Raw genomic sequence first — 21,608 nt, 5'->3', positions numbered from 1 at the left:
TCCGCGCCCGTCGGTCAGCGTCCGCGACGACCGGTCAGCCGCCCAGGCGCTCCGCGATCGCGCGGCCCAGCAGGGTGCCCGAGCGCCACGCCGTCTCGACCTTCGGGCTGCCCCAGCCGTCGCCGCACAGCCCGACGAGGTCGTCGTCGAGGGAGAACTCGCCGTCGTGGGGCTCGGCGGGGCTGGCGTAGCTCCAGCGGTGCGCGTGGGTCCACGCGGGCGCGTCGGTGAGCCCGAGCAGCTCGGTGACGGCGGCGACCACGGGGGCGATCGCGCCGTCGGGGTCGTCGAGGTGCTGCCGCGCCCGCTCGGCGGTGGTGTGCGCGACGAGGACCGGGGCGAGGTCGCCGCGCCGGTCGCCGTCGTCGGCGACGAGGGAGACGTCGGGGTGGCCGTTGACGAACGCCGCCCGGAGACGGAGCGGAGCGGAGCTCGACCCCGGGGGCGTCAGGTGCTCCCAGCCGCGGTGCCCGTAACCCAGGGCCACTGAGATCACCGGCTGCCACGTGCGGCCGGCGACGACCGCCGCGGCCCCCAGCGCCGGATCCAGCAGGCGCGCGGCCTGCGGGTCGGGCATCGCGAGCACCACCGCGCGCGCCGCGAGCCCGTCGACCGCGGGCCCGGGGCCGACGGCGGTGACGGTGTGGCCGTAGGAGATCCGCAGGTCGCGGGCCAGGTCGTCGACCAGCGTGCGCAGCCCACCGGGCGCGCACCACCGCTCGGGGCCGGACTTCGAGGTCCACGAGCCGTCGGGCTCGTGGCTGGCCAGCGTGTCGGTCCACGGCACCGCGAAGCCCCGCCGGCGCCAGCTCTCGGCGACCGCGGCGAATTCCTCGTCGCGCACCGTGAAGTACGCGGCGCCGAGGTCGACCACCCGGCCGGCGTCCGCGGGGACCGGCTTGCTCGACATCCGCCCGCCGACGCGGTGCGCGCGCTCGAGCAGGCGCACCGGCGTGCCGGACTCGGTGAGCGCGCGGGCGCACGCGACGCCGCTGATGCCCCCGCCGACGACGAGGACGTCCTGCGCCTCGGGAGCGCTCACGAGCGGGCGCCCGAGCGCGTGACGTGGGTGCTGTCGCGCACCGTGCCGACGTACTCCTCGACGAGGTCCTCCATGGCGACGAGGCCCACCGTCGCGCCGTCGCCGTCCACCGCGCGCGCGAGGTGCGAGCCCTCGCGGCGCAGGGCGGCGAGCGCCTCGTCCACGGGCGCGGTGAGCGCGAGCTCGGGCAGGGCGCGCACGCGCTCGCTGGGCACGAGGCGGTCGCCCTCGTCGGTGCCGTCCTCGGCGCCGTCCTCGGGCTCGCCGAGGTCGAGGACGTCCTTGACGTGCAGGTACCCGTCCAGCGCGACGACCGGCGCGTGGCCGGGCGGCACCGGGTCGTCGTGGGGCGGCGTCAGGGGCGTGGTGCCCGGCTCCTGGGCGTGGGTGTCGAGACGGGGATGGGCGTCGGGCGCCTCGGGGGCCTCCACGGGGAACCGCGAGAACCCGGTGCGCGCCACCGCCTCCTCGACCGCCCCGACCGTGGGGTTGGGCGGCAGCACCGTGACCCGCTCCAGCGGGATCATCACGTCGGCGACGGTGTGCTCCGCGGAGCTGAGCGCCTGGGTCAGCCGCCGGGTCTGGGACGCGTCGAGCAGGCCCTCCCGGCGGGACTCGGAGAGCATCTCGGCGATCTCCTGCGGCGTGTAGGCCGACTCGCGCTCGTCCACCGGTGTGACGCCGAACAGGCGCAGCACGTGGTTGGCGATCCAGTTGAGCACGACGATGACCGGCCGCGTGACCTTGAGGAACGCGACCAGCGGCGGCACCAGCCACAGCGAGGTGCGCTCGGGCCCGGCGATCGCGATGTTCTTGGGCACCATCTCGCCGATGACGATGTGCAGCACCGTCACGATCGCGAGCGCGATCACGAAGGCGATGGGGTGGATGAGCACCTCGGGCACGCCGATCGGCGTCAGCACCGCCTCGAGCTGGTGGGCCACCGCGGGCTCGCCGAGCGAGCCCAGCGCGAGGGAACAGATCGTGATCCCGAGCTGGGCGGCGGCGAGCATCATCGAGAGGTGCTCGGAGGCGCGGATGACGCTGCCCGCGCCGGCGGTGCCCTCGGCGAGCAGGGCCTCCAGCCGGTCGCGCCGGGCGGAGATCAGCGAGAACTCGGCGCCGACGAAGAACCCGTTCGCGCCGAGCAGCGCGATCATCAGCACGAGGGCGAGGCCGTCGCTCACGAGCTCACCCCCGACTTCTTCCGGTCGCGCACGTCGTGGTCGCGCACCGTGAGCTCGCGCCCCGCCGCGTCCTGGTCCCGCTCGTCCGGGCCGGAGCCCACGCTGGAGCCCGCGGGCCGATCGATGCGCACGTCGGCGATGCGCCGGCGCACCATGCGGGTGACGACGAGCGTGGTGCCGTCCTCGGTGGTGACCGTGTCGCCGACCGACGGGATGCGCCCGAGCTCGGCCAGCAAGAAGCCGGCGAGGGTCTCGTAGACCTCGTTCTCGGGGAACGCCCAGCCCACGACCTCCTCGAGCTCGTCCGGGCGCAGCATCCCGGAGACGATCCAGGTGTCGGGCCCCTCGCCGCGCACCCGGGCCGCCTCGCCGCGGTCGTGCTCGTCGCGGACGTCGCCGACGATCTCCTCGACGAGGTCCTCGAGGGTGACGATGCCCGCCGTGCCGCCGTACTCGTCGACCACGAGGGCCATCTGCAGCCCGGCGCCGCGCAGGCGGTCGAGCAGCTCGTCGCCGTCGAGCGAGTCGGGCACCGTGGTGGGGGTGCGCATGAGGTTGCGCAGCTTGGTGGTGCCGCGGCGCGCGCGGGGCTCGGAGAACGCCTGCTTGACGTGGACGACGCCGCGGATGTCGTCGAGGTCGCGGTCGACCACGGGGAAGCGCGAGAAGCCGGTGCGCACCGTCGCGGCGATGAGGTCGTCGACCGTGGCGTCCTGGCCCAGCGACTCGACCCGCACGCGCGGGGTCATCAGCTCGTCGGCGCGGCGCTCGGCGACCCGCAGCGAGCGCGCCATCACCTCGGCGGTGCCCTCGTCGAGCGTGCCCTGCGCCGCGCTGGTGGTGACCAGCGAGCCGAGCTCCTGGGGTGAGCGCGCCGAGCGCAGCTCCTCGGCGGGCTCGATCCCGAGCCGGCGCACGACCCAGTTGGCCGAGCCGTTGAGCCCGGTGATGAAGAACGAGAACACCCGGGAGAAGCCGGACTGCAGTCCCGCGACCATCCGCGCGGTGCCCAGCGGGCGGGCGATCGCCAGGTTCTTGGGCACCAGCTCGCCGAAGACCATCGACAGCCCGGTGGCGAAGACCAGAGCGATCACCGCCGCCGTACCGCCCGCGGCGCCCGCCGACAGCCCGACGTCCTCGAGCAGCGGGGAGATCAGCGTCGCGATCGCCGGCTCGGAGAGGTAACCGGTGATCAGCGTGGTGATCGTGATGCCCAGCTGCGCGCCGGAGAGCTCGAAGGACAGGTTGCGGTGGGCGCGCTGGACGATCTTGGCGCGCCGGTCGTCCACCTCGGCGAGGTGGTTCTCGACCTGGCTGCGCTCGAGGCTGGTGAGGGAGAACTCCGCCGCCACGAAGATGGCCGTGGTGCAGGTGACGGCCACGAAACCGACGAGGCCGAGCACCGACAGCAGGACGTCCACGATCGTCCGAGTCCCCGTCCTAGCTCGTGGCCAACCGGGCGGGGAACCCGCCGGTGGCGATGGGGCCCCAGTGCCGGACCGTCAGGCGGATGAGGCACTTGCCCTGGCGGGCCATGGCCTCGCGGTACTCGTCCCAGTCGGGGTGCTCGCCGGAGATCGAGCGGAAGTACTCGCACAGGGGGTCGAGCGCGTCGGGCAGGTCGAGCACCTCGGCGTCGCCCTCGACGTGCACCCAGGGGCCGTCGAAGTCGTCGGAGAGCACGCACAGGGCCACCCGGGGGTCGCGGCGCACGTTGGTCACCTTCGCCCGCTCCGGGTAGGTCGAGACGAGCAGCCGGCCGTCGGCGTCGATGCCGAGGGTGACGGGCGAGGTCTGGTCACCGCCGTCGCTCCGCCGCGTCACGACGACGGCCTTGTGCCTCGTGCGGAGGAACGCGTCGAGCTCCTCGCGTCCCACCCGGTCGTTGGTCGCCACCGTCGCCACGGACCGAGCGTATCCGTCCCGTGCGACCGGACGTGTCGCTCGGCGTCCTACGGTCCCCGGCATGGGTGCACTGGACGGGCGGCGGGTCGTGGTCACGGGGGCGTCCTCGGGCATCGGGGAGGCGACGGCCCGGGCCGCCGCGGCCTCCGGGGCGCGGGTGGGGCTGCTGGCCCGGCGCGGGTGCGCGTGACCACCGTGGCCCCGGGGTTCGTGGCCACCGACCTCATGGCCGGCGACGCCGTGGGCCGCGAGGACGTCGCCGCGTTCCGGGAGCGGATGCACGCCGAGGGCCTCGCGCCCGAGCACGTCGCGGCGGCCGTGGTGCACGTGCTCGGCCTGCCGCCCGAGGTGTGCGTCGTGGAGTACGCGCTGACCTCGACGGCCAAACAACAGTGATCGTCCGGGCACCCCGGTTCGGTGACCTGCGCCGCAGCCGGTGGCGCGGCGCGCCGTGACCGCGAGAATGGCGCGCCATGAGCGCAGGGCCGGCGTCGGGGCCGGAGCGGTGAGTGGCAGCCCGTTCGTCGACTTCGACCGGGCGACGTGGGCCCAGCTGCGCGACACCAGCGCCGTGCCGTTGACCGCCGAGGAGCTCGAGGAGCTGCGGTCGCTGGGCGATCCCGTCGACCTCGACGAGGTGCGCGACGTCTACCTGCCGGTGTCGCGCCTGCTCGACCTGCACGTGCGCGCCAACACCGGCCTGCTGGAGGCCTACCGGACGTTCCTGCGCCAGGACGAGCAGGCGACGCCGTTCGTCGTGGGCATCGCGGGCTCGGTGTCCGTCGGCAAGTCGACCACCGCCCGGCTGCTGCGCCTGCTGCTCGCGCGCTGGGACGACCACCCCGACGTCGCCCTGGTGACCACCGACGGCTTCCTCCACCCCAACGCGGAGCTGGAGCGCCGCGGGCTGATGCGGCGCAAGGGCTTCCCCGAGTCCTACGACCGGCGCGCGCTGCTGCGGTTCGTCGCCGACATCAAGGCCGGCAAGCCCGAGGTGCCGGCGCCGGTCTACTCCCACCTCGTCTACGACGTCCTCGACGAGCAGCGCGTGGTCTCGCGCCCCGACATCCTCGTGCTCGAGGGCCTCAACGTGCTCCAGCCGGCGCCGGCGACCGGCGAGCGGGCGAGCGCGCTGGCCGTCTCGGACCTCATCGACTTCTCCGTCTACGTCGACGCGCACCCCTCCGACGTGCGCCGCTGGTACGTCGAGCGCTTCCTCGCGCTGCGCGAGACGGCGTTCCGCGACCCCGCCTCCTACTTCCGGCGCTACGCCGAGATGGACGAGACCGACGCGCGCGCCCGTGCCGCGACCCTCTGGGACGAGATCAACGGGCCGAACCTGCGGGAGAACATCGCGCCCACCCGCTCGCGGGCCGACCTCGTGCTGACCAAGGGCGGCGACCACTCGGTGCGCCGGATCCGGCTCCGGCGGTTGTAGGGCCGGTCGTGGGACGATGAGGTATGTCCGTCACCGACACCGACACCGACACCGCCACCGGCAGCGCCGGGGGTCCCGGGGCCGGCTCGGGAGCGTGGTCCGACGCCGACCTCCCGTCCCGCCTGCGACTGGCCGTCGGCCGCCTCAACCGGCGCATCCGCGTCGACTCGGGCGCGGCCCTGCCACCCCTGCAGACGTCGGTGCTCGCCACGCTGGAGGACCAGGCGCCGCTGCGCCTGTCCGAGCTGGCTCGGCGCGAGGCGGTCACGCCGCCGACCATGAGCCGGGTCCTGGCCGCGCTCGACGACGCCGAACTGCTCGTGCGCACGCCCGACCCCAACGACGCGCGGTCGGCGCTGATCCACCTCTCGGAGGCGGGGCACGAGGCCATCCGGCGCATCCGCACCGAGCGCACGGCCTCGATCGCCCAGCGCCTCGACCGGCTGGACCCCGAGCAGCGGGCCGCGCTGGAGGCCGCGCTGCCGGCCCTGGAACGCCTGGTCGAGGAGTGACGCTCCGACCACGCGGAGACACCGCGTGTAACGTTGTGCATCCGGGCAACGACGCACGGTGTGTCAGGTGTGACTGATCCGACCCCGGGAGCGCCGGTGGGTTTCCAGGCTCCGCTGCGCCGTCGGCCCGCGCCCCCCGAGGTGGCCGACGAGCGCGAGGCGCTCGAGGGCTGGCTCGACTACTTCCGCGCGCTGGTCGTCGTCGCCCTCGACGGGCTGGACGAGACGGTGCTGCGCCGCCGGATCCCGGACGGCTCCGGGACGAGCCTGCTGGGCATCGTCAAGCACCTCACCGAGCTCGAGCGCACCTGGCTCGTCGAGCGGTGGGGCCAGCGGGGCGTGCACCACGCGCCCAGCTACGTCGACGACCCGGACGCCGGGTTCCGCCTCGCCGACGTCGAGCCGCCCGAGGAGGTCGTCGGCGCCTACCTCGAGGCCTGCGAGAAGGGCCGCGACGCGCTGGCCGGCGCCGAGTCGCTCGACGACGCCGTACGCGACGACCGCCGCGGCCACATCGAGCTGCGGTGGATCCTGCTGCACCTCATCACCGAGACCGCCCGCTTCGCCGGGCAGGCCGAGGTGCTGCGCGACGCCGCGCGGATGCCGGCGCCGGAGGACACCACCCCTAGCGCGTGACGGCGTCCACCACGAGGTCGTCGTGGGCGAGGCACACGAGCCCGGCGATCGCCCGCGACTCGTCGGTGGGCTCCTCGTACGACCACGCCGCGTCGGTGAGCACGCGCCCGTCGGGCAGACGCAGCGACCAGTACGTGGCGTAGCCCTTGTAGGGGCAGACGGTGCGCTTGTCGCTGGGCTCCAGCGTCGCCGACAGCGCCTCGCGGGCGATGTAGTAGCGGTCGACCAGGCCGGTCTCGCCGAGCAGCACGCCGCCGGCCGCGTTCGCGACGACGACGCCGTCGGTCGTGGTCACGGTGATGTGCCGGCCGGTGTGGCGCAGGTCGACGCGGTGGTACGGGTCGGGCAGGCGCCCGACGACCTCGTCGTCCTCGTCGAGCCAGCGGTCGGCGGCCTGCGGGGCGAGCACGGCGCGCCCGGCGAGCCACGGGGTGTCCGCGAGCGGCTCGGGGTAGGCCCACACCGCGTCGGTGACCACCCGGCCGCCGACCCGCAGCGTCCGGTAGGTCGCGTCGCCCTTGAACGGGCAGTGCGTGGTGGTGTCGCTGGGCTCGAGCAGGTCGGCCCGGAGGTCCTCCTCGGGCACGTAGAGCTGCGGCGGGAGCCCGGTCTCGTAGAGCAGCGCGCCCCGCGTCGTGTCGAGCACCGTGACCCCGTCGACCTCGGCGCGGACCCGGCGGGTGAACGGCTCGAGCAGCAGCGAGTGCGCCGGCCCCTCGACGGTGAACGTGCGGGTCTCGGGCACGCGCCGCGACAGCGGGCCCCCGTGCATGGTGAGCGCCACCACGACCTCCTCGGTCTCGACGTGACCGGTGCAACCCCCGCGGGCGCGGCGGTTGTTCCCGCCCGTCAGGACGTGGCTGCGGTCGCCCCCGCGGCGGCGGTGGCGGCGATCGCGGCCTGGACGTCGGCGATCGCCTTGCGCACGGCCTCGCCGGCCCACTCGCCCTCGGCGATCTCCTTGCTCCGCGCGCGCAGCGCGCGGCGCGGGGCGTCGAGCAGCTTGTGCTCGGCCTTGACCGCCCGCACGAGCGCGACGAGCGACGCGTCCTCGGGGGTCGGCGCCGCGCCCTGCACGAGCACCGCCGCGAGCCGGGCGAGCACCGCGTCGCGGCGGGTCGGGTCGGCGGCGGACCAGCGCGGGGTCAGGGGGAAGCCGAGCCAGCGGCGCTCCTCCAGGCGCACGGCGCCGTCGTGCACCAGCCCGGCCATGAGCGGGTCGCGGACCCGGCTGTGGAGCTTCTCGATCGCCGACTTCGGGGTCGTGTCGTCGGACAGGCGCCCGAGGGCGAGGTCGAGGACGTGGTCGCCGGACGGGCTGCGGTCGTCGATGACCAGGTGGGTGCGCCAACGGCCCGGGGCCAGGTGGGCCCGGCCGTCGAGCACGAGCTGGAGCACGACGGCGCCGGCCAGCGCCCGCGGCAGCGACGTCGAGTCGGCCAGCGGCGCCCCGGTGGCGGGGTCGTGGAGGAGCAGGGCGAGATCCTCGGCGGTGCGCATACGGGTCATCGTGGCGCAGCCGACCGGGGTGCTGCCTCCTCCGCGAGGCGGAGATCGCGCGTGGGCGGGCTCCGCACGGGGGATGACCGTCCGGTGAGCGACCACGTCGAGCCGGTGACCCGCGAGGCCCCGGACTACACGGGCCCGACGATGATGACCCAGCGCTGGTGCGACATCACCTTCCTGCACTGGGCGGTGCCGCCCGAGGCCGTCGCCCCGCTGCTGCCGCCCGGCGTGCACCCCGACGTCCACGACGGCGCGACCTGGGTGGGCCTGGTGCCGTTCCGCATGGTCGGCGCCGGCGTGCTGCGGGGGCCGTCGATCCCGTACCTCGGGACGTTCCCCGAGACCAACGTCCGGCTCTACACCGTCGACGAGCGCGGGGTGCGCGGCATCGTGTTCCGCAGCCTCGACGCGTCGCGCCTGGCGGTGGTGGCGGGTGCGCGGGCCTCGTTCGGGCTCCCGTACCGGTGGGCGTCGATGGACATCGCGGACGCGGGCGGGCAGCGGGTCTACGTGACGCACCGGCCCCACGCGAGCCGGGTGCGGGTGCGCGTGGGGGAGCCGATGGCGTCGGGTCCGCTCGAGGACTTCCTCACCGCCCGCTGGGGCCTGCACGAGCGCCACCTCGGCGTCGACTGGTACGTCCCGAACGTCCACGAGCCGTGGCCGCTGCACGCCGCCGAGGTGCTCGAGCTCGACGACGACCTCGTGGCCGCCGCCGGGTTCCCCGACCTCGCCGGACGCGCCCCCGACCACGTCGCCTGCTCGCCCGGGGTGTCGGTGCGCTTCGGCTTCCCGCGGCCCTGGCGCCGGCCGGGAGCGCGCCGGCGCCGGGGCTGAGGAGCGTCAGCGCCGCGCGTACTGCAGGTCGGCGAACACCGCGACGGCCGCGGCCTGGGCCAGCACGACCACGGCGCCGAGGACGGTCAGCTGCTCCCACGCGCCGACGGCGAGGCCGAGGCTCGCCAGCACCCAGGCGCTGTTGCCGAGCACGACGACCCAGGTGGCCGGGCGGGGGATCAGCGGTCGCGCGACGAGCACGACCAGCCCGACGGCGTAGACGACGAGGAACACGCCCACGCCGAGCAGGAGGCCGCCCGGGAGCCCGAGCAGGGTGTCGAGCACCCCGGCGCCCGCCCCGGCGGCGATCCCGAGGGTGCCGGAGGCGACGGCGTCGAGGCGCAGGACGGTGCGCAGCCCGCGCTGGGTGTCGGTGACGGGGCGGTGAGGGTGGCGGTCATCGGGTCCTCCTCGGTCGGTACTCGCTGTCGGGGAGAACCGTGCGGCCCGGGAGGTAAGCGCGTCGATGACCTCGCAGGTCATGGTCGCGGGGCCGGCGGCGTCCTACGGTCGGCGACGTGACCAGCACCCTCGACGCCCGCCCCGCGCCCGGCGAGCTGCTGCGCGGGTGGCGCACCCGCCGGCGGCGCAGCCAGATGGACCTCGCCCTCGACGTCGGCGTCTCCACCCGGCACCTGAGCTTCGTCGAGACCGGGCGCTCCCGCGCCAGCCGCGAGCTGCTCGTCGACCTCTGCGAGCACCTCGAGGTCCCGCTGCGCGAGCGCAACACGCTCCTGCTCGCCGCGGGCTTCGCCCCGACCTACAGCGAGTCGCGGCTGGACGCGGGCGGGCTCGACGCGGTGCGCGGCGCCCTGGAGCACCTGCTCGCGGGCCACGAGCCCTTCCCCGCGCTCGTGGTCGACCGCTGCGGCGACGTCGTCATGGCCAACCGCGCGGTCGGGGCGCTGCTCGCGGCCATCGACCCGGCCCTGCTGGCACCGCCGGTCAACGTCTACCGCCTCAGCCTGCACCCCGACGGCCTCGCGCCCCACGTCCGCAACCTGGCGGAGTGGGCCGGGCACCTGCTCCACCGCCTGGAGCGACTCGCGGACCTCACCGGCGACCCGCGCCTGGTCGCGCTGCGCGAGGAGCTCGCCGACCACGTCCCGCCGGCGCCGGGCGGGCCCGCCGCGCGGGCGGCGCACGTGATGCTGCCGCTGCACCTGGCGCACCCGGCCGGCGACCTGCGCCTGTACTCCACGATCACGCACTTCGGCGCGGCCTGGGACGTCACCCTCGACGAGCTGTCGCTGGAGTCGTTCGTCCCGGCCGACGCGGCGACCCGGACGGCGCTCGACGCCCTGGCCGCCGGCGACTGATCTGGGAGGGGCTCGCCACTTCGATCTCTCGAGGGTGCCGTCAGCGTGGCCCCACGCTGGTGACACCCTCGGGAGATCGAACCGGCGAGCTAGGCTGCGGCCCTCGTCGCCCGCACCGCGATGACCGGGTCCCCGCGCGACGGCCGCCGCTGCGCCACCGGCTCGTCGAACCCGCCGGCCTCGCGCAGGTAGGTCGCGACGATCCCGGCGCGCTGCTCGTCGTCGGCGGCGAGCCAGCCGCGGACGGCCTTGGTGGGGAAGCACCGGTTGGAGAAGGTCAGCGCGAACGTCCCGCCGGGCCGCAGCACCCGTGCGACCTCGGCGCACACCGCGACCGGGCGGACGAGGTAGTCGATCGACACCGTGCACACGGCGGTGTCGAACGCGGCGTCGGCGAAGGGGAGGACGGGGTCGGTGTTGAGGTCCTGCACGACGCGCTCGTCGGCGATGGGGTTCGCGTCCAGCTCGGCGGCGTTCATGCCGAGCACCGTGAGCCGGCGGGGGCGGGTGCGCAGGTGGGAGACCCACGAGCTCATGAGGTCCAGGACGTCGCCGGTGACGCCGACCTCGTCGTAGAACGCGCCGACGGCGGCGATCGCCTCGTCGTCGATGTGCTGCACGAGGCGCGGTGGGCCGTAGAAGCGGGCGTCGTCGCCGGTGTCGGCGCGGTCGAAGAACCCGGACGGGAAGGTCACCGGCCCCGGGTGCCCGGCACGGCGCGCGTCACGTGTGATCCGGTCGATCGCGCCGGGTCATCGGGGCGGCGGTCACCCACGATGGGCGCCATGGCCCACGACGCACCGGTCCTCCCCGCCGGACCGTCCCTCGGCGTGGACGGCGACGGGCTCACCGACCCCGCGGCGTTCCCCGTCTCGCGCCCCCTGACCCCGCGCTACGCCGATCTCGGCGGCGACGGGCGGGTCACGACGGTGGCCCTGGGCCGCTGGTTCGAGGAGGCCCGGGTCGCCGCGGAGCTGCCGCGGTTCCGCCGGCTCGCCGAGAGCGGCGGCTCCGGACCGTTCCGCATCCTGCTCGCCGCCCAGCGCATCCGGCGGCTCGCCCCGCTGACCCACGGCACCGAGTACCGCGTCACCACCGGCGTGCGGCGCATCGGCGGGACGTCGTTCTCGTACGGCCACGGCGTGTTCGCCGGCGACCGCTGCGTCGCCGTGTCCGACTCGGTCACCGTGCTGGCCACCGGCGCCGGCCCGAGCGGGCTGCCCGACGAGCTGCGCGCCGACCTCGCGGCACTGGCGATCGACGAGCCCGGCGGGAGTGCACCGCGCCCGGAGGCGTCGCGGACCGAGCGCGACCGCTACCCGGTGACCCACCGGATCACCACGCGCATCGGCGACGTCGACACCAACCGGCACGTCAACAACGTCGCCGCCCTCTCCTGGTACGCCGACGCGGTGGCCACCTGGCAGTCGAAGAGGCTCGGCGACCCCGACGGCGGACCGCCCGAGGAGCTCGCCCCGATCGCGTGGGAGGTCCAGTACGTCGCCGAGGTCGCGCACCCGCGCACCTACGACGTCGCGCTGGCCGTCGACGCCGGCCCCGACGGGCTGCTCTACAGGGCTGGGCTGTTCGCGGGCGAGCGGTGCGTCGGTCTCGCCGACGGGTTCGGCGCGGCGGGCTGGTTCGGCCTCGAACCGCGCGAGGGCCTGCGGTGAGTGGAACGCTCGGCGCGTGACCGACGTCGACCGCGCCGTCCCGGCGATCGCCGCGCCGGCAGCCGGCACCCTTCCGCGCCTCGTCACGGCCGGCGCGCGGGCGGGCGTCGCCGCCGTCGCGCTCGCCCTCGTGCTCATCGGGGCCCTGCACCTCGTCGGGCCGACGTCGCGGATCGACCCCGTGCGCCGCACGATCAGCGAGTACGCGCTGGTCGGGGGCGGATGGCTCTTCGACGTCGCCGTCGTCGGGCTCGCGCTGGGGTCGGCCGCCGTGCTCGCCGCGCTCGTCGCCGCACGGCTGACCCCGCTGCGCTCGCTGCCCACGGCGCTGCTCGGCGCGTGGTGCCTGGGCCTGCTGCTGGTCGTCGCGTTCGAGAAGACCAACTGGTCGATCGGGCCGAGCTTCGCGGGCTACGTCCACCGCTACGCGAGCCTCGTGGCCTTCCTCGCCCTGCCGCTCGGGGCGCTGCTGCTCGCCCGCCGCCACCGCGTCGACCCGCCCGCCCGCCCCTTCCGCACCGGCGTGCGCTGGGGCTCGTGGCTGGCGCTCGCGTCGTTCCTGCCCATCGTCGGCGCCATCGCCGCGCGCACTCTCACCGGCGTCCCGTGGTGGCGGGCGGTGCCGCTGGGCCTGCTCGAGCGGGGGCTCGCGCTGGCCGAGGTGCTGGTCGTCGGGCTGCTCGGGGCGTGGGCGCTGGGGCACGCGCGCCGGTCCGTCGCCGCCGGCCCGGAGGCCTGAGTGGCCGAGCGCGAGGCGGGCTCGCGGGTCGCCGCGGTGGTGCTCGCCGTGGCGGTCCTCGTCGTCGTGGTCATCGTGGCGCTCGACCACCCCGCACCCGCCCCCGAGTCCACGCCCGCCGGCGCCACCGCCACCGCGGAGAGCACGACCACGATCACGACCACGAGCCCGACCGCAGCGGACCCGGTCCTCCCGCGCCGCCCCGACGGCTTCGGCGAGGTCCTGCCCACGCCTCCCGAGCTGGTCGACCGGCGCCGCACCGCCCCCGACGTGCTGCCGCCGCCGGCGTCGGGGCAGTACGAGGCCTCGATCGCCCCGATCTCCGCCGAGCTGCTGCCGCGCACCACGTGGCGCCCGGGCTGCCCGGTGCCGCCGGAGCGCCTGCGCTACCTGCGGATGTCGTTCTGGGGCTTCGACGATCGGACCCACACCGGCGAGATGATCGTGCGCGACGACGTCGCCGAGCCGGTGGTCGGCGTGTTCCGGAAGCTCTTCGCCGCGCGCTTCCCGATCGAGGCGATGCGTCTGGCGAAGCCCGAGGACCTCACCGCCCTGCCCACCGGGCGTGGCAACGGCACCGCCGCCTTCGCCTGCCGCGCGGCCACGGGCCAGACCCGGTTCTCCGCGCACGCCTCCGGCCTGGCGATCGACGTCAACCCGTTCCAGAACCCGCTCGAGCGCCGCGACGGCCTCGTCGTCCCGGAGCTGGCCTCGGCCTACACCGACCGCTCCTGGCGGCGGCCCGGCATGATCGCCCAGGGCGACGTGGTCACCGAGGCGTTCGCGGCCATCGGCTGGACCTGGGGCGCGACCTTCAGCGCCCCGAAGGACACCATGCACTTCTCGCAGACCGGGACCTGAGCCCGGTTCTCGCTAATGGGCGGGACTGTCGGGGGTCGGGTCTACCTTCGAACACATGAGCGAAGGTGGGGTCGTCGGGTCGGTCGAGCGGGAGGCGCTCGACCGGGTCCGGGACGGCATCACCGCGCTGCACGCCGCTCAGTACCGGTTGCTCGAGGGCATCGCCGACCTGCAGCGCCTGGGGGTGGCGCGCCAGACCGGGGATCGGTTCACCGAGCGCCTGCTGCAGGACCTGGGCCGGGTCAACCGCCGTGACGCGGACCGGCTGGTCGACGAGACCGCGGACCTGGTCCCGCAGCTCGCCCTGTCCGGTGAGCCCTTGCCGCCGCGGCTGCCGTGTACGGCCACCGTCTACGCGGGTGGGGAGATCGGGTCGGGTCATGTGGCGGTGATCCGGCGGACCATGGCGCGGTTGGACAAGGTCGAGGATCTCGATCCGGCGGACTGGGTGTGGGCGGAGGCCACGCTGGCCGAAAAGGCGACCCAGTTGTCGCCCGACGCGCTGGCGAAGGCGGCGGCGCGGATGCTGGCGTATCTGGATCGCGACGGGGCCGCCCCGGACCCGCGCGACGAGCGGGACGATGAGCTGCTGATCTCTTCGCGGCGCGACGGGACGCTGCGGATGACCGCCACCTTCCGCGGGACGGTGAACGCCGAGATCGTCCGCGAGGGCTTCGACGCCGCCTCCACCCCGGCCGGCCCGGACGACGACCGGTCGCTGGGGAACCGCCAAGCGGGGGCGCTGGTCGAGTTCGTGCTCGGCGCGCAAGGTGCCGGCGGCATCCTCGCCGACGACGACACCAGCGAGCCACAGCCTGAGGCCGCTGACTCCGAGCCGGAGGTCGAGGACGCGCTGATCCCCGCCCCGCGCACGTCCGAGCCGCCGGCCGCGCTGCGGCGCCGGGCGCCGCGCTCGATGGGCCGGCCGCTGCTGACCATCACGATGGATCACCGCTGGCTCCAGGCCGCCGTCGGGCACGGCACGCTGGACTCCGGGCACCTCGCCGACGCCGCCACCGTCCGCCGGTGGGCCTGCGACGCCCAGATCATCCCCATCGTCCTCGGCACGAAGTCCGAACCCCTCGACGTCGGACGTCTGGCGCGCACCGCCACCGACGCCATCCGCCGCGCCCTCAACCTGCGCGACGGGGGCTGCGCCTTCCCCGGCTGCACCCGACCACCCCGCCGCTGCCACGCCCACCACATCCACCACTGGCTCGACGGCGGCGACACCGACCTGCACAACATGGTGCTGCTCTGCCAGCACCACCACCTCGTCATCCACCACGACCACTGGCAGCTCGAGATGATCGACGGCCTGCCCTGGTTCACACCCCCACCCTGGATCGACCCCGACCAGACACCACGCCTCGGCGGACGACCACGCGTCCCCACCTAGACGCCTTCGGGACCCGGCACCGACGCGCGGTAGAAGACGAGGGTGCCGAGCACCCAGCGTCGGCGTCCCACCACGACGGCGTCGACCAGCCCGGCGTCGCGCAGCAGGGCGAGGAGATCGTCCGCGGCCGCGAGGTGGGGCCGCGGTGCGTCGTGCCCATGCGCGTGCCCGTGCCCGTGTCCCTCGCCGCCGCCGCTCCGGCCCACGAGGCGCAGCAGCGCGCCGGCGCCGCGCGCGAGCAGGCTGTGGGGCCCGCCGGTCTCGAGGTCCACGAGGTGCAGCGAGCCACCCGGCGCCAGCACCCGGCGCACCTCGCGCAGCGCGCCCGCCTGCTCGTCCGGGGGCATGTGGTGGAGCATCAGCGCCGAGAGCACCCGGTCCACGGAGCCGTCGGGCAGCGGCAGGGCGTCGGCGTAGCCCCGCTCGAGCCGCACGCCGACGGGGAGCTTGGCCCGCGCACGCTCCAGCGCCGCGGCGTCGGGGTCGAGGCCGGTGAGCGCGACGTCGGGCCGGGCGCGGGCCATCCGCGCGAGGACGTTGCCGGTGCCGCAGCCGATCTCCAGCACGCGTCCGTCCGGCGGCGGGTCGGCCTGCGCGACGAGGCGGGCGTGGGCGGGCCCGGCGCCGAGCAGGCGGCTGAACGCGTCGTAGTACGGCAGCAGCGCGTCGCGGCTCATCGCGGGCAGGAAGGGCCGTGCCGGGTCGGGCTGACTCACGGGGTTCTCCTCGTGGGACGGGGTTCGGTTCCGGTCCTCACGGTCGGCGCTGGTGGAGGCCGGGACAAGGGACCACACTCGCCGACCATGGGACGTTCTTCGGGTGCCGCCGACGTCCAGGTACCGCTCGTCGGCTACCCCCGCTCGCCCGACGGGCTCGACGTGACCGTGGCCCACCGGGTGCCGCCCGCCGCCGAACGCCCACCCGGCGTCCACGCGCACGACTTCCTCGTGCTGCTGCTCGTCGAGGCCGGGCGCGGCGTGGTCCGCATCGACGACCGGGACGTCCCGCTGGCCGCCGGTGACATCGTGGTCGTGGCGCCCGGGGCGGTGGTCGGCCCCGGCGCCTGGGACCTCGCCGACGTCGACCTGTGGACCGTGTTCTTCCCCGTCGACGTCGTCGACCCCGGCTCGACGGCCTCGCTGGTGTCGTGGCGCTCGCACCCGCTGCTCGCCCCGCTCGTCGGGCGCGGCCGGGCGGGCGGGCAGCGCTTCACGGTGCCGGCGGGGGAGCGGGGCCGGTGGCTGGAGCACGTCCGGGCGCTGGAGACCGAGCTGCGCGAGCGCCGGGAGGGCGCGGCCGCGGCCGTCCGCGCGCACCTGACGCTGCTGCTCGTCGGGCTCACCCGCCTCGACGCGGTGGTCACCGAGGAGCTGCGTGACCGCGACGAGCCCCTGCTCGCGGGGGTGTTCGACGTCGTCGAGCAGCGGTTCCGCGAGCCGCTGTCGCTGCGCGACGTCGCCGGCGCGGTGGGGCTGACCCCGGGGCACGTGACGACGGTGGTGGGCCGGCGGACCGGCCGCACCGTCCAGCAGTGGATCACCGAGCGGCGCCTGCGCGAGGCCCGCCGGCTCCTGCACGACACCGACCTGACCGTCGCCGCCGTCGCCGCCCGCGTCGGCTTCCGCGACACGGGCTACTTCGTCCGGCGCTTCCGCGCCGAGCACGGCCTGCCGCCCGGGCGGTGGCGGCAGGCCGTGCTCTAGAACCCCTCAGGCGGCGACGGGCTCGCTCGGCGCGCTCGCCCCCGTGCGGGGCACGTGGCGCAGGGTGGCGACGGCGAGGGCGGCGACGCCCACGAGCAGTAGGGCGGCGACGCCGGCCACGACGCCGACGGTCCCGGAGAACGCCTGCTGGGCGGCGGCGAGCACCCCCGGGTCGCCGACGGCGTGGGCGCCGGCGAGGCTGTCGCGCGCCGCGGGCGGGACGTCGGCGGGCACGAGCGCCCGGTACACGGCGACGGCGAGGCTGCCGACGCCCGCGAGGCCCGCGGCCATGCCCAGCTCCTGGACGGTCTCCGACAGCGACGACGCCGACCCGGCCTGCTCCGGCGGCGCCGCGCCGAGCACGAGGCCGACCCCGAGCCCGCCGGCCAGGCCCATCCCGAGCAGCGCCACGGTGAAGGCGGCGACGAGCGCGACCGGCGCACCGCCCCCGACGAGCGCGACGGCGGCGAGGCCCGCGGCCGCGAGGAGCATGCCGCCGGCGATCACGGCGGCCGGGCGCACGCGCGCCGCGAGCGGCGGGCCGGCCATCACCCCGGCCAGCATCGCGAGGGTGCCCGGCAGCGTCGCGAGCCCGGCCGCGAGCGGGGAGAGGCCCACGACGAGCTGCAGGTACTGGGTGACGACGAGGAACACCCCGCCCATGACCACCCCGCCGAGCAGCATCACCAGCAGCGCGCCGCGCAGGGCCGGGCGGGCGAACAGCGCGAGGTCGAGCAGCGGGCGGGTCAGGCGGCGCTGGCGGACCACGAACGCGACCCCGGCGAGGACCCCGGCGCCGAGCGCGACCAGAGGCAGCACGCCGACGTCCCCGCGGGCCAGCTCCTTGACGCCGTAGACGACCGGGAGCAGCGCGAGCAGCGACAGCGCGACCGACAGCGGATCGAGGCGGCCCTGACCGGTGCCCCGGCCCGCGGGCAGCAGGCGCGGGCCCGCCACCAGGAGCAGGACCATCACCGCGACGCCGGGCAGGAACACCGAGCCCCACCAGAAGTGTGCGAGCAGCAGGCCGCCGACGGCCGGCCCGAGCGCGCCGCCCGCCATGATCGCGGAGAACACGGTGGCGATCGCGGTGCCCTGCGCGCGGGGCTCCGGGAACAGCTCGGTGACCAGCGCGAGGGCCGAGGGCATGAGCGTCGCGCCGGCGATCCCGAGCGCGGCGCGGGCGGCGATGAGCAGCTCCGGGGTCGGCGCGAACGCCGCGGCCAGCGACGCCACCCCGAAGGCCACGGCCCCGGCCAGCAGCAGACGGCGGCGGCCGATCCGATCGCCGAGCGTGCCCATCGTGACGAGGAAGCCGGCGACGAGGAAGCCGTACACGTCGGTGATCCACAGTTGCTGCGCGGCGTCGGCGCCGAGCTCCTCGGAGAGCCTTGGCAGGGCCACGAGCAGCACGGACAGGTCGAGGGACACGAGCAGGGCGGGCAGCGTGAGCACGGCCAGCGCGAGCCGTGCGCGGGTGCGGGTCACCGGTGGGCCTCCGCGGTCGGGAGGCCGGCGAACCAGGCCTGCCAGCGGGGCCGTTCGCGGTCGGCGACGGCGGCGGCGTCGGTGCCGGGGGCGTCGAAGAGCACGAGGTGCACGGTGGCGCGGGCGTCCGCGCCGGCGGTGCCGATGTCGGCGATCCCGGGTGCGGGCGCCTCGGCGAGCAGCACGACGTCGCTGCGGTGGAGCCCGGGGGAGAGGACCTCGACGGTGCCGGCGAGCTCGGGGGTGCCGGCGAGCACGACGCGGTCGCCGGGGCGTGCCCCGGCCAGGCCGGTGACCTCGAGCAGGTCGGTCCACGCCGCGGGCTGGGGGCCGCCCCGCCGGGCGCCGGCGTCGACCACGGCGGGCCGGCGGCCGGCGAAGTGCGTGAGGTAGAGCCGCAGGGTCTCCAGCGCGGCGGCCATGCCCTCGCGCAGCGCCTCGACCTCGTCGTCCCAGTCGTCGCCGGGGCCGAAGCCGCTCATCACCATGCGCACGGTGCAGCTGGCCTCGTCGCGGGCGGCGACGAGCCACTCGGTGGCGAGCGTGGTCGTCTCGCCGGCGGTCGACCACGGGGCCTCGGTGGCGAAGCGGGCCGGGGCGTCGTAGGCGGTGACCGTGCCCTGCGGCGCCGCGTGGGCGTCCTCGGCGGAGCCGCCCATGTCGAAGCCGAAGGCGCCGCCGACGTGCTCGTCGACGCGGGTGGGGTGCAGCCAGGAGCTGATGCCGGGGCCGGTGGCGATGGCGTCCCACACCTGGTCGGGGGTGCCGGGCACCGTGACCTCGAGGTCGACGGTGCGGGGGTCGGGCTTGCTCATGAGTCCTCCTCGGACGGGGTCACGGGCACGGGGTGCGCACCGACGACGAGACGGTGGGGACGGCCGCCCGGCGCGTGGTACCGGGCGGCGAGGTCGCGGACCGCGGCGCCGAGCTCGTCGGCGAAGGCGGCCCGCTCGGCGGCGGAGGCGAACGCGATCTCGGTGTCGATCGCAAGGGTGGCCAGGCGCTTGTCCTGGGCGTCGGCGCGGCGGGCGAGGTCGCCGACCTCGCGCACCACGCGCCCCGCCAGGGCGAGCAGGTAGCGCGCGGAGAGGCGGTCGGAGACCCGGGCGGGATCGCTGGCGGCCTCGCCGAGCGCGGCGGGGGAGACGAGGTACGAGGCCGCCGAGGCCTCGAGGACCCGCTCGGTGAGCCCGCGCTTGGCGCGCCGCCCGACCTCGCGGACCAGCCCGTGCTCCTCCAGCGTGCGGAGGTGGTAGTTGACCTTCTGGCGGGTGAGGCCGACCTGGGCGGCCAGCGTCGAGGCCGAGCCGGGCTCGGCGAGGGCGGCCAGCAGGCGCGCCCGCAGGGGGTCCAGCGCCGCCGCGGCGGCGGCCGGTTCGTCGATCACGTCCACGTCGAGCACGGGACCCACGAAAACATTGACAAGAATATTTGTCAATAAGGCCTCGTATCGTGCCGGCCGTGGCACGGGGACGACGACACGACGCGGACGCGGGCGGACCGGCGGAGGTCAACGAGGCCAAGGCGGCGATCCGCCAGCGCATCTGGGACGCGCTGCGGGAGGGGAAGATCGCGCGGTTCCCGGGCGCACACGGGCGCATCCCGAACGTCGTCGGCGCCGAGGCGGCCGCCGAGCGGCTGCGGGGGACCGCGGTGTGGCAGCGGGCCCGGACGCTGAAGTGCAACCCCGACGCCGCGCAGTGGCCGGTGCGCCAGCGCGCGCTCGAGGACGGCAAGACCGTGTACATGGCCGTCCCGCGCCTCGCCGAGGAGCAGCCGTTCTTCCTGCTCGACCCTGCGCACCTGGCCGACACGCCCCGCAAGGCGTCGTCGATCAAGGGGGCCGCCGCGTCCGCGCGCACGGTCGCCGTCGAGGACCTCGAGCCCGTCGACCTCGTCGTCACCGGCTGCGTCGCCGTCGCCGAGGACGGCGCGCGCCTGGGCAAGGGCGGCGGGTTCAGCGACCTGGAGTTCGCGGTCGCGAGCCAGGCCGGCCTCGTGGCGCCGGGCACGCCGGTGGTGACGACCGTCCACGAGCAGCAGATCGTGGCGCCGGGGGACATCCCGGTGACCGACCACGACGTGCGCCTCGACCTGCTCGTCACCGCCGACCGCGTCGTCACCTGCACCCGCGAGGCCCGGCACCCCGGGCGCATCGACTGGGACCAGCTGACCGAGGAGAAGATCGCGGCGATCCCGTTGCTGGGTCGGCTGCGTTCGTGACGGTGCGTACCAGGCGTCGGGTGGCTGACCGTGTTCTATCACCTGACCGGGCGCCAGGTTTGTCACGCGGCGTCACGACAGGCACGATCGTGGCGTGGCCGTCCCGTCCCGTCTCCGACCGCCGCGCCCCGTGTGGGTGCCGGTCCCGTTCCTGGTCCGGGCCCGCGCGGGCTTCGTGTGGGCCGCGGTGTCGGGAGTGCTCGGGGCGGCGGTGATCGGCCTCGGCGTGCGCGTGGGGGAGGACCCACCGAACACCGTCGTGCTGGCGCTCCTCGCGCTCGTCGTCCTGACGATCGCCGTCGCCGGTGTCGCCCTGTTCCTCGTCGGCACGGCGGCCGGGCGGGGCCCGGGCGACGACATGTCGGTCTACGGCGCGGGCCGGCGCGTCACGGTGACGTGGTCGACGCGCGGGCACGAGCGCGGCCGCATCGAGGTCGAGGACGTCGGCGAGGGCGAGGTCGTGGCGCTGCGCCGCGACGACCGGGCGCCGCACGTGACCGTGCGCCTCGGCGGGCACGACCTGCTGCTCCACGGTGGGCCGGACGCGGCGGAGCCCGAGTGGTACGCGCTGGTCGACGACGAGGGCTACACGGTGGCCCGGGCCGACGCCGCCCGGCCCCCGGGCGCCGACCCCGCGGGCGCGCCGGTGGACTGGACGGTGCGCCCGGCCCGCGGGCCCGCCCTGCGGCTGCGCCACCGTCCCGCCGCCGCGCAGGTGTCCCAGGTGACCCTGCTCGACGAGATCGGGACGCCGTGGTGGGTCCGCGACGGGCGCCTGGCGGAGCTGCCCGACGACCTCGACCCGTCGTCCGCGGTCTTCGCCGTCCTGCTGGTCGACCAGCTCCGTCGGGTGTGAGTGTCAGCGAAGTGGCGTCGCAGACGTTGAGTGTCCGTATCGGCACTTCGATCACCGCGTGAGGCGGGGGACGCCCCGCGCAGCTGACGTCGACGCGACTGACCGGTTCGCCGAAACCGCCACCACGGCCGCGTCGAGGTGGCCACAGTCATCGGGGTGACGCTCTCTCCCGAACTCGCGCAGCCCCTGCTCACCGCCGCCGACGTGCACGACCGTGTCGACGCGCTCATCGCCCCGCCGCCCAGGACCGGTGCCTGTGGCTCGTCCTCGTCGACGGCGATCGG

General features: G+C 75.8%; 26 protein-coding genes. 14 read left to right on the top strand and 12 right to left on the bottom strand.

Translation table 11 applies throughout. The annotated features are described in order from the left end of the window. Positions 1–34: 34 nt before the first annotated feature. From ACQPX6_RS15635 to ACQPX6_RS15620, 4 genes are read right to left on the bottom strand one after another with little or no spacing between them, the layout of a single operon-like run. The gene (locus tag ACQPX6_RS15635; RefSeq protein WP_433781118.1) at positions 35–1,042 is read right to left on the bottom strand and encodes an NAD(P)/FAD-dependent oxidoreductase; all 1,008 of its coding nucleotides are present in this window, start codon (positions 1,040–1,042) and stop codon (positions 35–37) included. Then, positions 1,039–2,229: a hemolysin family protein gene (locus ACQPX6_RS15630; RefSeq protein WP_433781117.1), complete on the bottom strand. Its 1,191-nt coding sequence runs from the start codon at positions 2,227–2,229 to the stop codon at positions 1,039–1,041. The genes ACQPX6_RS15635 and ACQPX6_RS15630 overlap by 4 nt, the downstream gene beginning before the upstream one ends. After that, positions 2,226–3,653 carry a hemolysin family protein gene (locus tag ACQPX6_RS15625; RefSeq protein ID WP_433788281.1) on the bottom strand — a complete coding sequence of 476 codons (1,428 nt, stop codon included), beginning with the start codon at positions 3,651–3,653 and terminating at the stop codon, positions 2,226–2,228. Before ACQPX6_RS15625 ends, ACQPX6_RS15630 begins: the two co-directional genes overlap by 4 nt. 16 nt (positions 3,654–3,669) lie before the next feature. Then, a complete protein-coding gene (locus ACQPX6_RS15620) occupies positions 3,670–4,134 on the bottom strand; it encodes a PPOX class F420-dependent oxidoreductase (protein ID WP_433781116.1) in 465 nt (154 codons plus the stop codon). Positions 4,135–4,195: 61 nt separating this feature from the next. On the opposite strand from ACQPX6_RS15620, the gene ACQPX6_RS15615 reads away from it, so the two are divergent. The 5 genes from ACQPX6_RS15615 (at position 4,196) to ACQPX6_RS15595 (ending at position 6,720) form a co-directional block, all read left to right on the top strand. Beyond that, entirely contained in the window at positions 4,196–4,324 is a 129-nt protein-coding gene (locus ACQPX6_RS15615; RefSeq protein WP_433781115.1) for an SDR family NAD(P)-dependent oxidoreductase, read from the top strand. Then, entirely contained in the window at positions 4,321–4,530 is a 210-nt protein-coding gene (locus ACQPX6_RS15610) for a hypothetical protein (protein WP_433781114.1), read from the top strand. Before ACQPX6_RS15615 ends, ACQPX6_RS15610 begins: the two co-directional genes overlap by 4 nt. A gap of 109 nt (positions 4,531–4,639) precedes the next feature. After that, complete coding sequence (gene coaA / locus ACQPX6_RS15605) at positions 4,640–5,572, top strand: type I pantothenate kinase (RefSeq protein WP_433781113.1); 933 nt, start codon at positions 4,640–4,642, stop codon at positions 5,570–5,572. A 23-nt stretch (positions 5,573–5,595) separates the two neighbouring features. Next, positions 5,596–6,084, top strand: coding sequence for a MarR family transcriptional regulator (locus tag ACQPX6_RS15600; RefSeq protein ID WP_433781112.1), 489 nt, complete (start codon positions 5,596–5,598; stop codon positions 6,082–6,084). A gap of 96 nt (positions 6,085–6,180) precedes the next feature. Continuing rightward, positions 6,181–6,720, top strand: a complete 540-nt coding sequence (locus tag ACQPX6_RS15595; RefSeq protein ID WP_433781111.1) for a DinB family protein — start codon at positions 6,181–6,183, stop codon at positions 6,718–6,720. Here ACQPX6_RS15595 and ACQPX6_RS15590 read toward each other — a convergent pair. Further along, complete coding sequence (locus tag ACQPX6_RS15590) at positions 6,710–7,504, bottom strand: DUF427 domain-containing protein (RefSeq protein ID WP_433781109.1); 795 nt, start codon at positions 7,502–7,504, stop codon at positions 6,710–6,712. The genes ACQPX6_RS15595 and ACQPX6_RS15590 overlap by 11 nt on opposite strands. A gap of 65 nt (positions 7,505–7,569) precedes the next feature. After that, the gene (locus ACQPX6_RS15585) at positions 7,570–8,220 is read right to left on the bottom strand and encodes a GOLPH3/VPS74 family protein (RefSeq protein WP_433781108.1); all 651 of its coding nucleotides are present in this window, start codon (positions 8,218–8,220) and stop codon (positions 7,570–7,572) included. A 93-nt stretch (positions 8,221–8,313) separates the two neighbouring features. Between ACQPX6_RS15585 and ACQPX6_RS15580 the strand changes: the two genes are divergently transcribed. After that, positions 8,314–9,063, top strand: a complete 750-nt coding sequence (locus ACQPX6_RS15580) for a YqjF family protein (protein ID WP_433781107.1) — start codon at positions 8,314–8,316, stop codon at positions 9,061–9,063. 6 nt (positions 9,064–9,069) lie between these two features. Here the strand turns inward: ACQPX6_RS15580 and ACQPX6_RS15575 are convergent, their stop codons facing one another. After that, a complete protein-coding gene (locus tag ACQPX6_RS15575) occupies positions 9,070–9,546 on the bottom strand; it encodes a hypothetical protein (protein WP_433781106.1) in 477 nt (158 codons plus the stop codon). Positions 9,547–9,581: 35 nt separating this feature from the next. On the opposite strand from ACQPX6_RS15575, the gene ACQPX6_RS15570 reads away from it, so the two are divergent. Beyond that, the gene (locus tag ACQPX6_RS15570) at positions 9,582–10,382 is read left to right on the top strand and encodes a helix-turn-helix domain-containing protein (protein ID WP_433781105.1); all 801 of its coding nucleotides are present in this window, start codon (positions 9,582–9,584) and stop codon (positions 10,380–10,382) included. An 89-nt stretch (positions 10,383–10,471) separates the two neighbouring features. Here the strand turns inward: ACQPX6_RS15570 and ACQPX6_RS15565 are convergent, their stop codons facing one another. Continuing rightward, positions 10,472–11,077 (bottom strand): class I SAM-dependent methyltransferase, encoded by a 606-nt coding sequence (locus ACQPX6_RS15565; protein WP_433781103.1) that lies wholly within the window; start codon positions 11,075–11,077, stop codon positions 10,472–10,474. Positions 11,078–11,167: 90 nt separating this feature from the next. Between ACQPX6_RS15565 and ACQPX6_RS15560 the strand changes: the two genes are divergently transcribed. The 4 genes from ACQPX6_RS15560 to ACQPX6_RS15545 are packed head-to-tail and all read left to right on the top strand — an operon-like array spanning position 11,168 to position 15,054. Next, the gene (locus tag ACQPX6_RS15560; RefSeq protein ID WP_433781102.1) at positions 11,168–12,055 is read left to right on the top strand and encodes a hypothetical protein; all 888 of its coding nucleotides are present in this window, start codon (positions 11,168–11,170) and stop codon (positions 12,053–12,055) included. Between the two features lie 16 nt (positions 12,056–12,071). After that, complete coding sequence (locus ACQPX6_RS15555; RefSeq protein ID WP_433781101.1) at positions 12,072–12,794, top strand: DUF998 domain-containing protein; 723 nt, start codon at positions 12,072–12,074, stop codon at positions 12,792–12,794. Beyond that, positions 12,795–13,655 carry a M15 family metallopeptidase gene (locus tag ACQPX6_RS15550; RefSeq protein ID WP_433781100.1) on the top strand — a complete coding sequence of 287 codons (861 nt, stop codon included), beginning with the start codon at positions 12,795–12,797 and terminating at the stop codon, positions 13,653–13,655. A 55-nt stretch (positions 13,656–13,710) separates the two neighbouring features. After that, a complete protein-coding gene (locus ACQPX6_RS15545; protein WP_433781099.1) occupies positions 13,711–15,054 on the top strand; it encodes a DUF222 domain-containing protein in 1,344 nt (447 codons plus the stop codon). Here ACQPX6_RS15545 and ACQPX6_RS15540 read toward each other — a convergent pair. Beyond that, a complete protein-coding gene (locus tag ACQPX6_RS15540) occupies positions 15,051–15,770 on the bottom strand; it encodes a class I SAM-dependent methyltransferase (protein ID WP_433781098.1) in 720 nt (239 codons plus the stop codon). The genes ACQPX6_RS15545 and ACQPX6_RS15540 overlap by 4 nt on opposite strands. An 87-nt stretch (positions 15,771–15,857) precedes the next feature. Between ACQPX6_RS15540 and ACQPX6_RS15535 the strand changes: the two genes are divergently transcribed. After that, the gene (locus ACQPX6_RS15535; RefSeq protein ID WP_433781097.1) at positions 15,858–16,757 is read left to right on the top strand and encodes an AraC family transcriptional regulator; all 900 of its coding nucleotides are present in this window, start codon (positions 15,858–15,860) and stop codon (positions 16,755–16,757) included. 6 nt (positions 16,758–16,763) lie between these two features. Here ACQPX6_RS15535 and ACQPX6_RS15530 read toward each other — a convergent pair whose 3' ends face one another. Genes ACQPX6_RS15530 through ACQPX6_RS15520 form a run of 3 tightly spaced genes read right to left on the bottom strand, consistent with a single transcriptional unit; the run spans position 16,764 to position 19,647 of the window. Beyond that, complete coding sequence (locus tag ACQPX6_RS15530) at positions 16,764–18,245, bottom strand: MFS transporter (protein ID WP_433781096.1); 1,482 nt, start codon at positions 18,243–18,245, stop codon at positions 16,764–16,766. Then, positions 18,242–19,060, bottom strand: coding sequence for an SRPBCC family protein (locus ACQPX6_RS15525; RefSeq protein ID WP_433781095.1), 819 nt, complete (start codon positions 19,058–19,060; stop codon positions 18,242–18,244). The genes ACQPX6_RS15530 and ACQPX6_RS15525 overlap by 4 nt, the downstream gene beginning before the upstream one ends. Further along, complete coding sequence (locus ACQPX6_RS15520; protein WP_433781094.1) at positions 19,057–19,647, bottom strand: ArsR/SmtB family transcription factor; 591 nt, start codon at positions 19,645–19,647, stop codon at positions 19,057–19,059. Before ACQPX6_RS15520 ends, ACQPX6_RS15525 begins: the two co-directional genes overlap by 4 nt. Positions 19,648–19,706: 59 nt before the next feature. On the opposite strand from ACQPX6_RS15520, the gene ACQPX6_RS15515 reads away from it, so the two are divergent. After that, entirely contained in the window at positions 19,707–20,468 is a 762-nt protein-coding gene (locus ACQPX6_RS15515; RefSeq protein ID WP_433781093.1) for a 5-formyltetrahydrofolate cyclo-ligase, read from the top strand. A gap of 94 nt (positions 20,469–20,562) precedes the next feature. Then, complete coding sequence (locus ACQPX6_RS15510; protein ID WP_433781091.1) at positions 20,563–21,324, top strand: hypothetical protein; 762 nt, start codon at positions 20,563–20,565, stop codon at positions 21,322–21,324. Positions 21,325–21,608 lie beyond the last annotated feature (284 nt).

It is taken from the genome of Actinomycetospora sp. CA-101289, from assembly GCF_050955895.1.
Lineage (GTDB): Bacteria > Actinomycetota > Actinomycetes > Mycobacteriales > Pseudonocardiaceae > Actinomycetospora.
Note: the sequence above shows the minus strand (reverse complement) of the source record. Positions and strands in the feature narration are given on the sequence as shown.

Bases quoted from the DNA above. Each gene is read 5' to 3' on its own strand.
- ACQPX6_RS15600 (WP_433781112.1), top strand. From the start codon at position 5,596: ATGTCCGTCACCGACACCGACACCGACACCGCCACCGGCAGCGCCGGG.
- ACQPX6_RS15525 (WP_433781095.1), bottom strand. From the start codon at position 19,060: ATGAGCAAGCCCGACCCCCGCACCGTCGACCTCGAGGTCACGGTGCCC.
- ACQPX6_RS15615 (WP_433781115.1), top strand. From the start codon at position 4,196: ATGGGTGCACTGGACGGGCGGCGGGTCGTGGTCACGGGGGCGTCCTCG.
- ACQPX6_RS15585 (WP_433781108.1), bottom strand. From the start codon at position 8,220: ATGCGCACCGCCGAGGATCTCGCCCTGCTCCTCCACGACCCCGCCACC.
- ACQPX6_RS15535 (WP_433781097.1), top strand. From the start codon at position 15,858: ATGGGACGTTCTTCGGGTGCCGCCGACGTCCAGGTACCGCTCGTCGGC.
- ACQPX6_RS15560 (WP_433781102.1), top strand. From the start codon at position 11,168: ATGGCCCACGACGCACCGGTCCTCCCCGCCGGACCGTCCCTCGGCGTG.
- ACQPX6_RS15545 (WP_433781099.1), top strand. From the start codon at position 13,711: ATGAGCGAAGGTGGGGTCGTCGGGTCGGTCGAGCGGGAGGCGCTCGAC.
- ACQPX6_RS15575 (WP_433781106.1), bottom strand. From the start codon at position 9,546: ATGACCTGCGAGGTCATCGACGCGCTTACCTCCCGGGCCGCACGGTTC.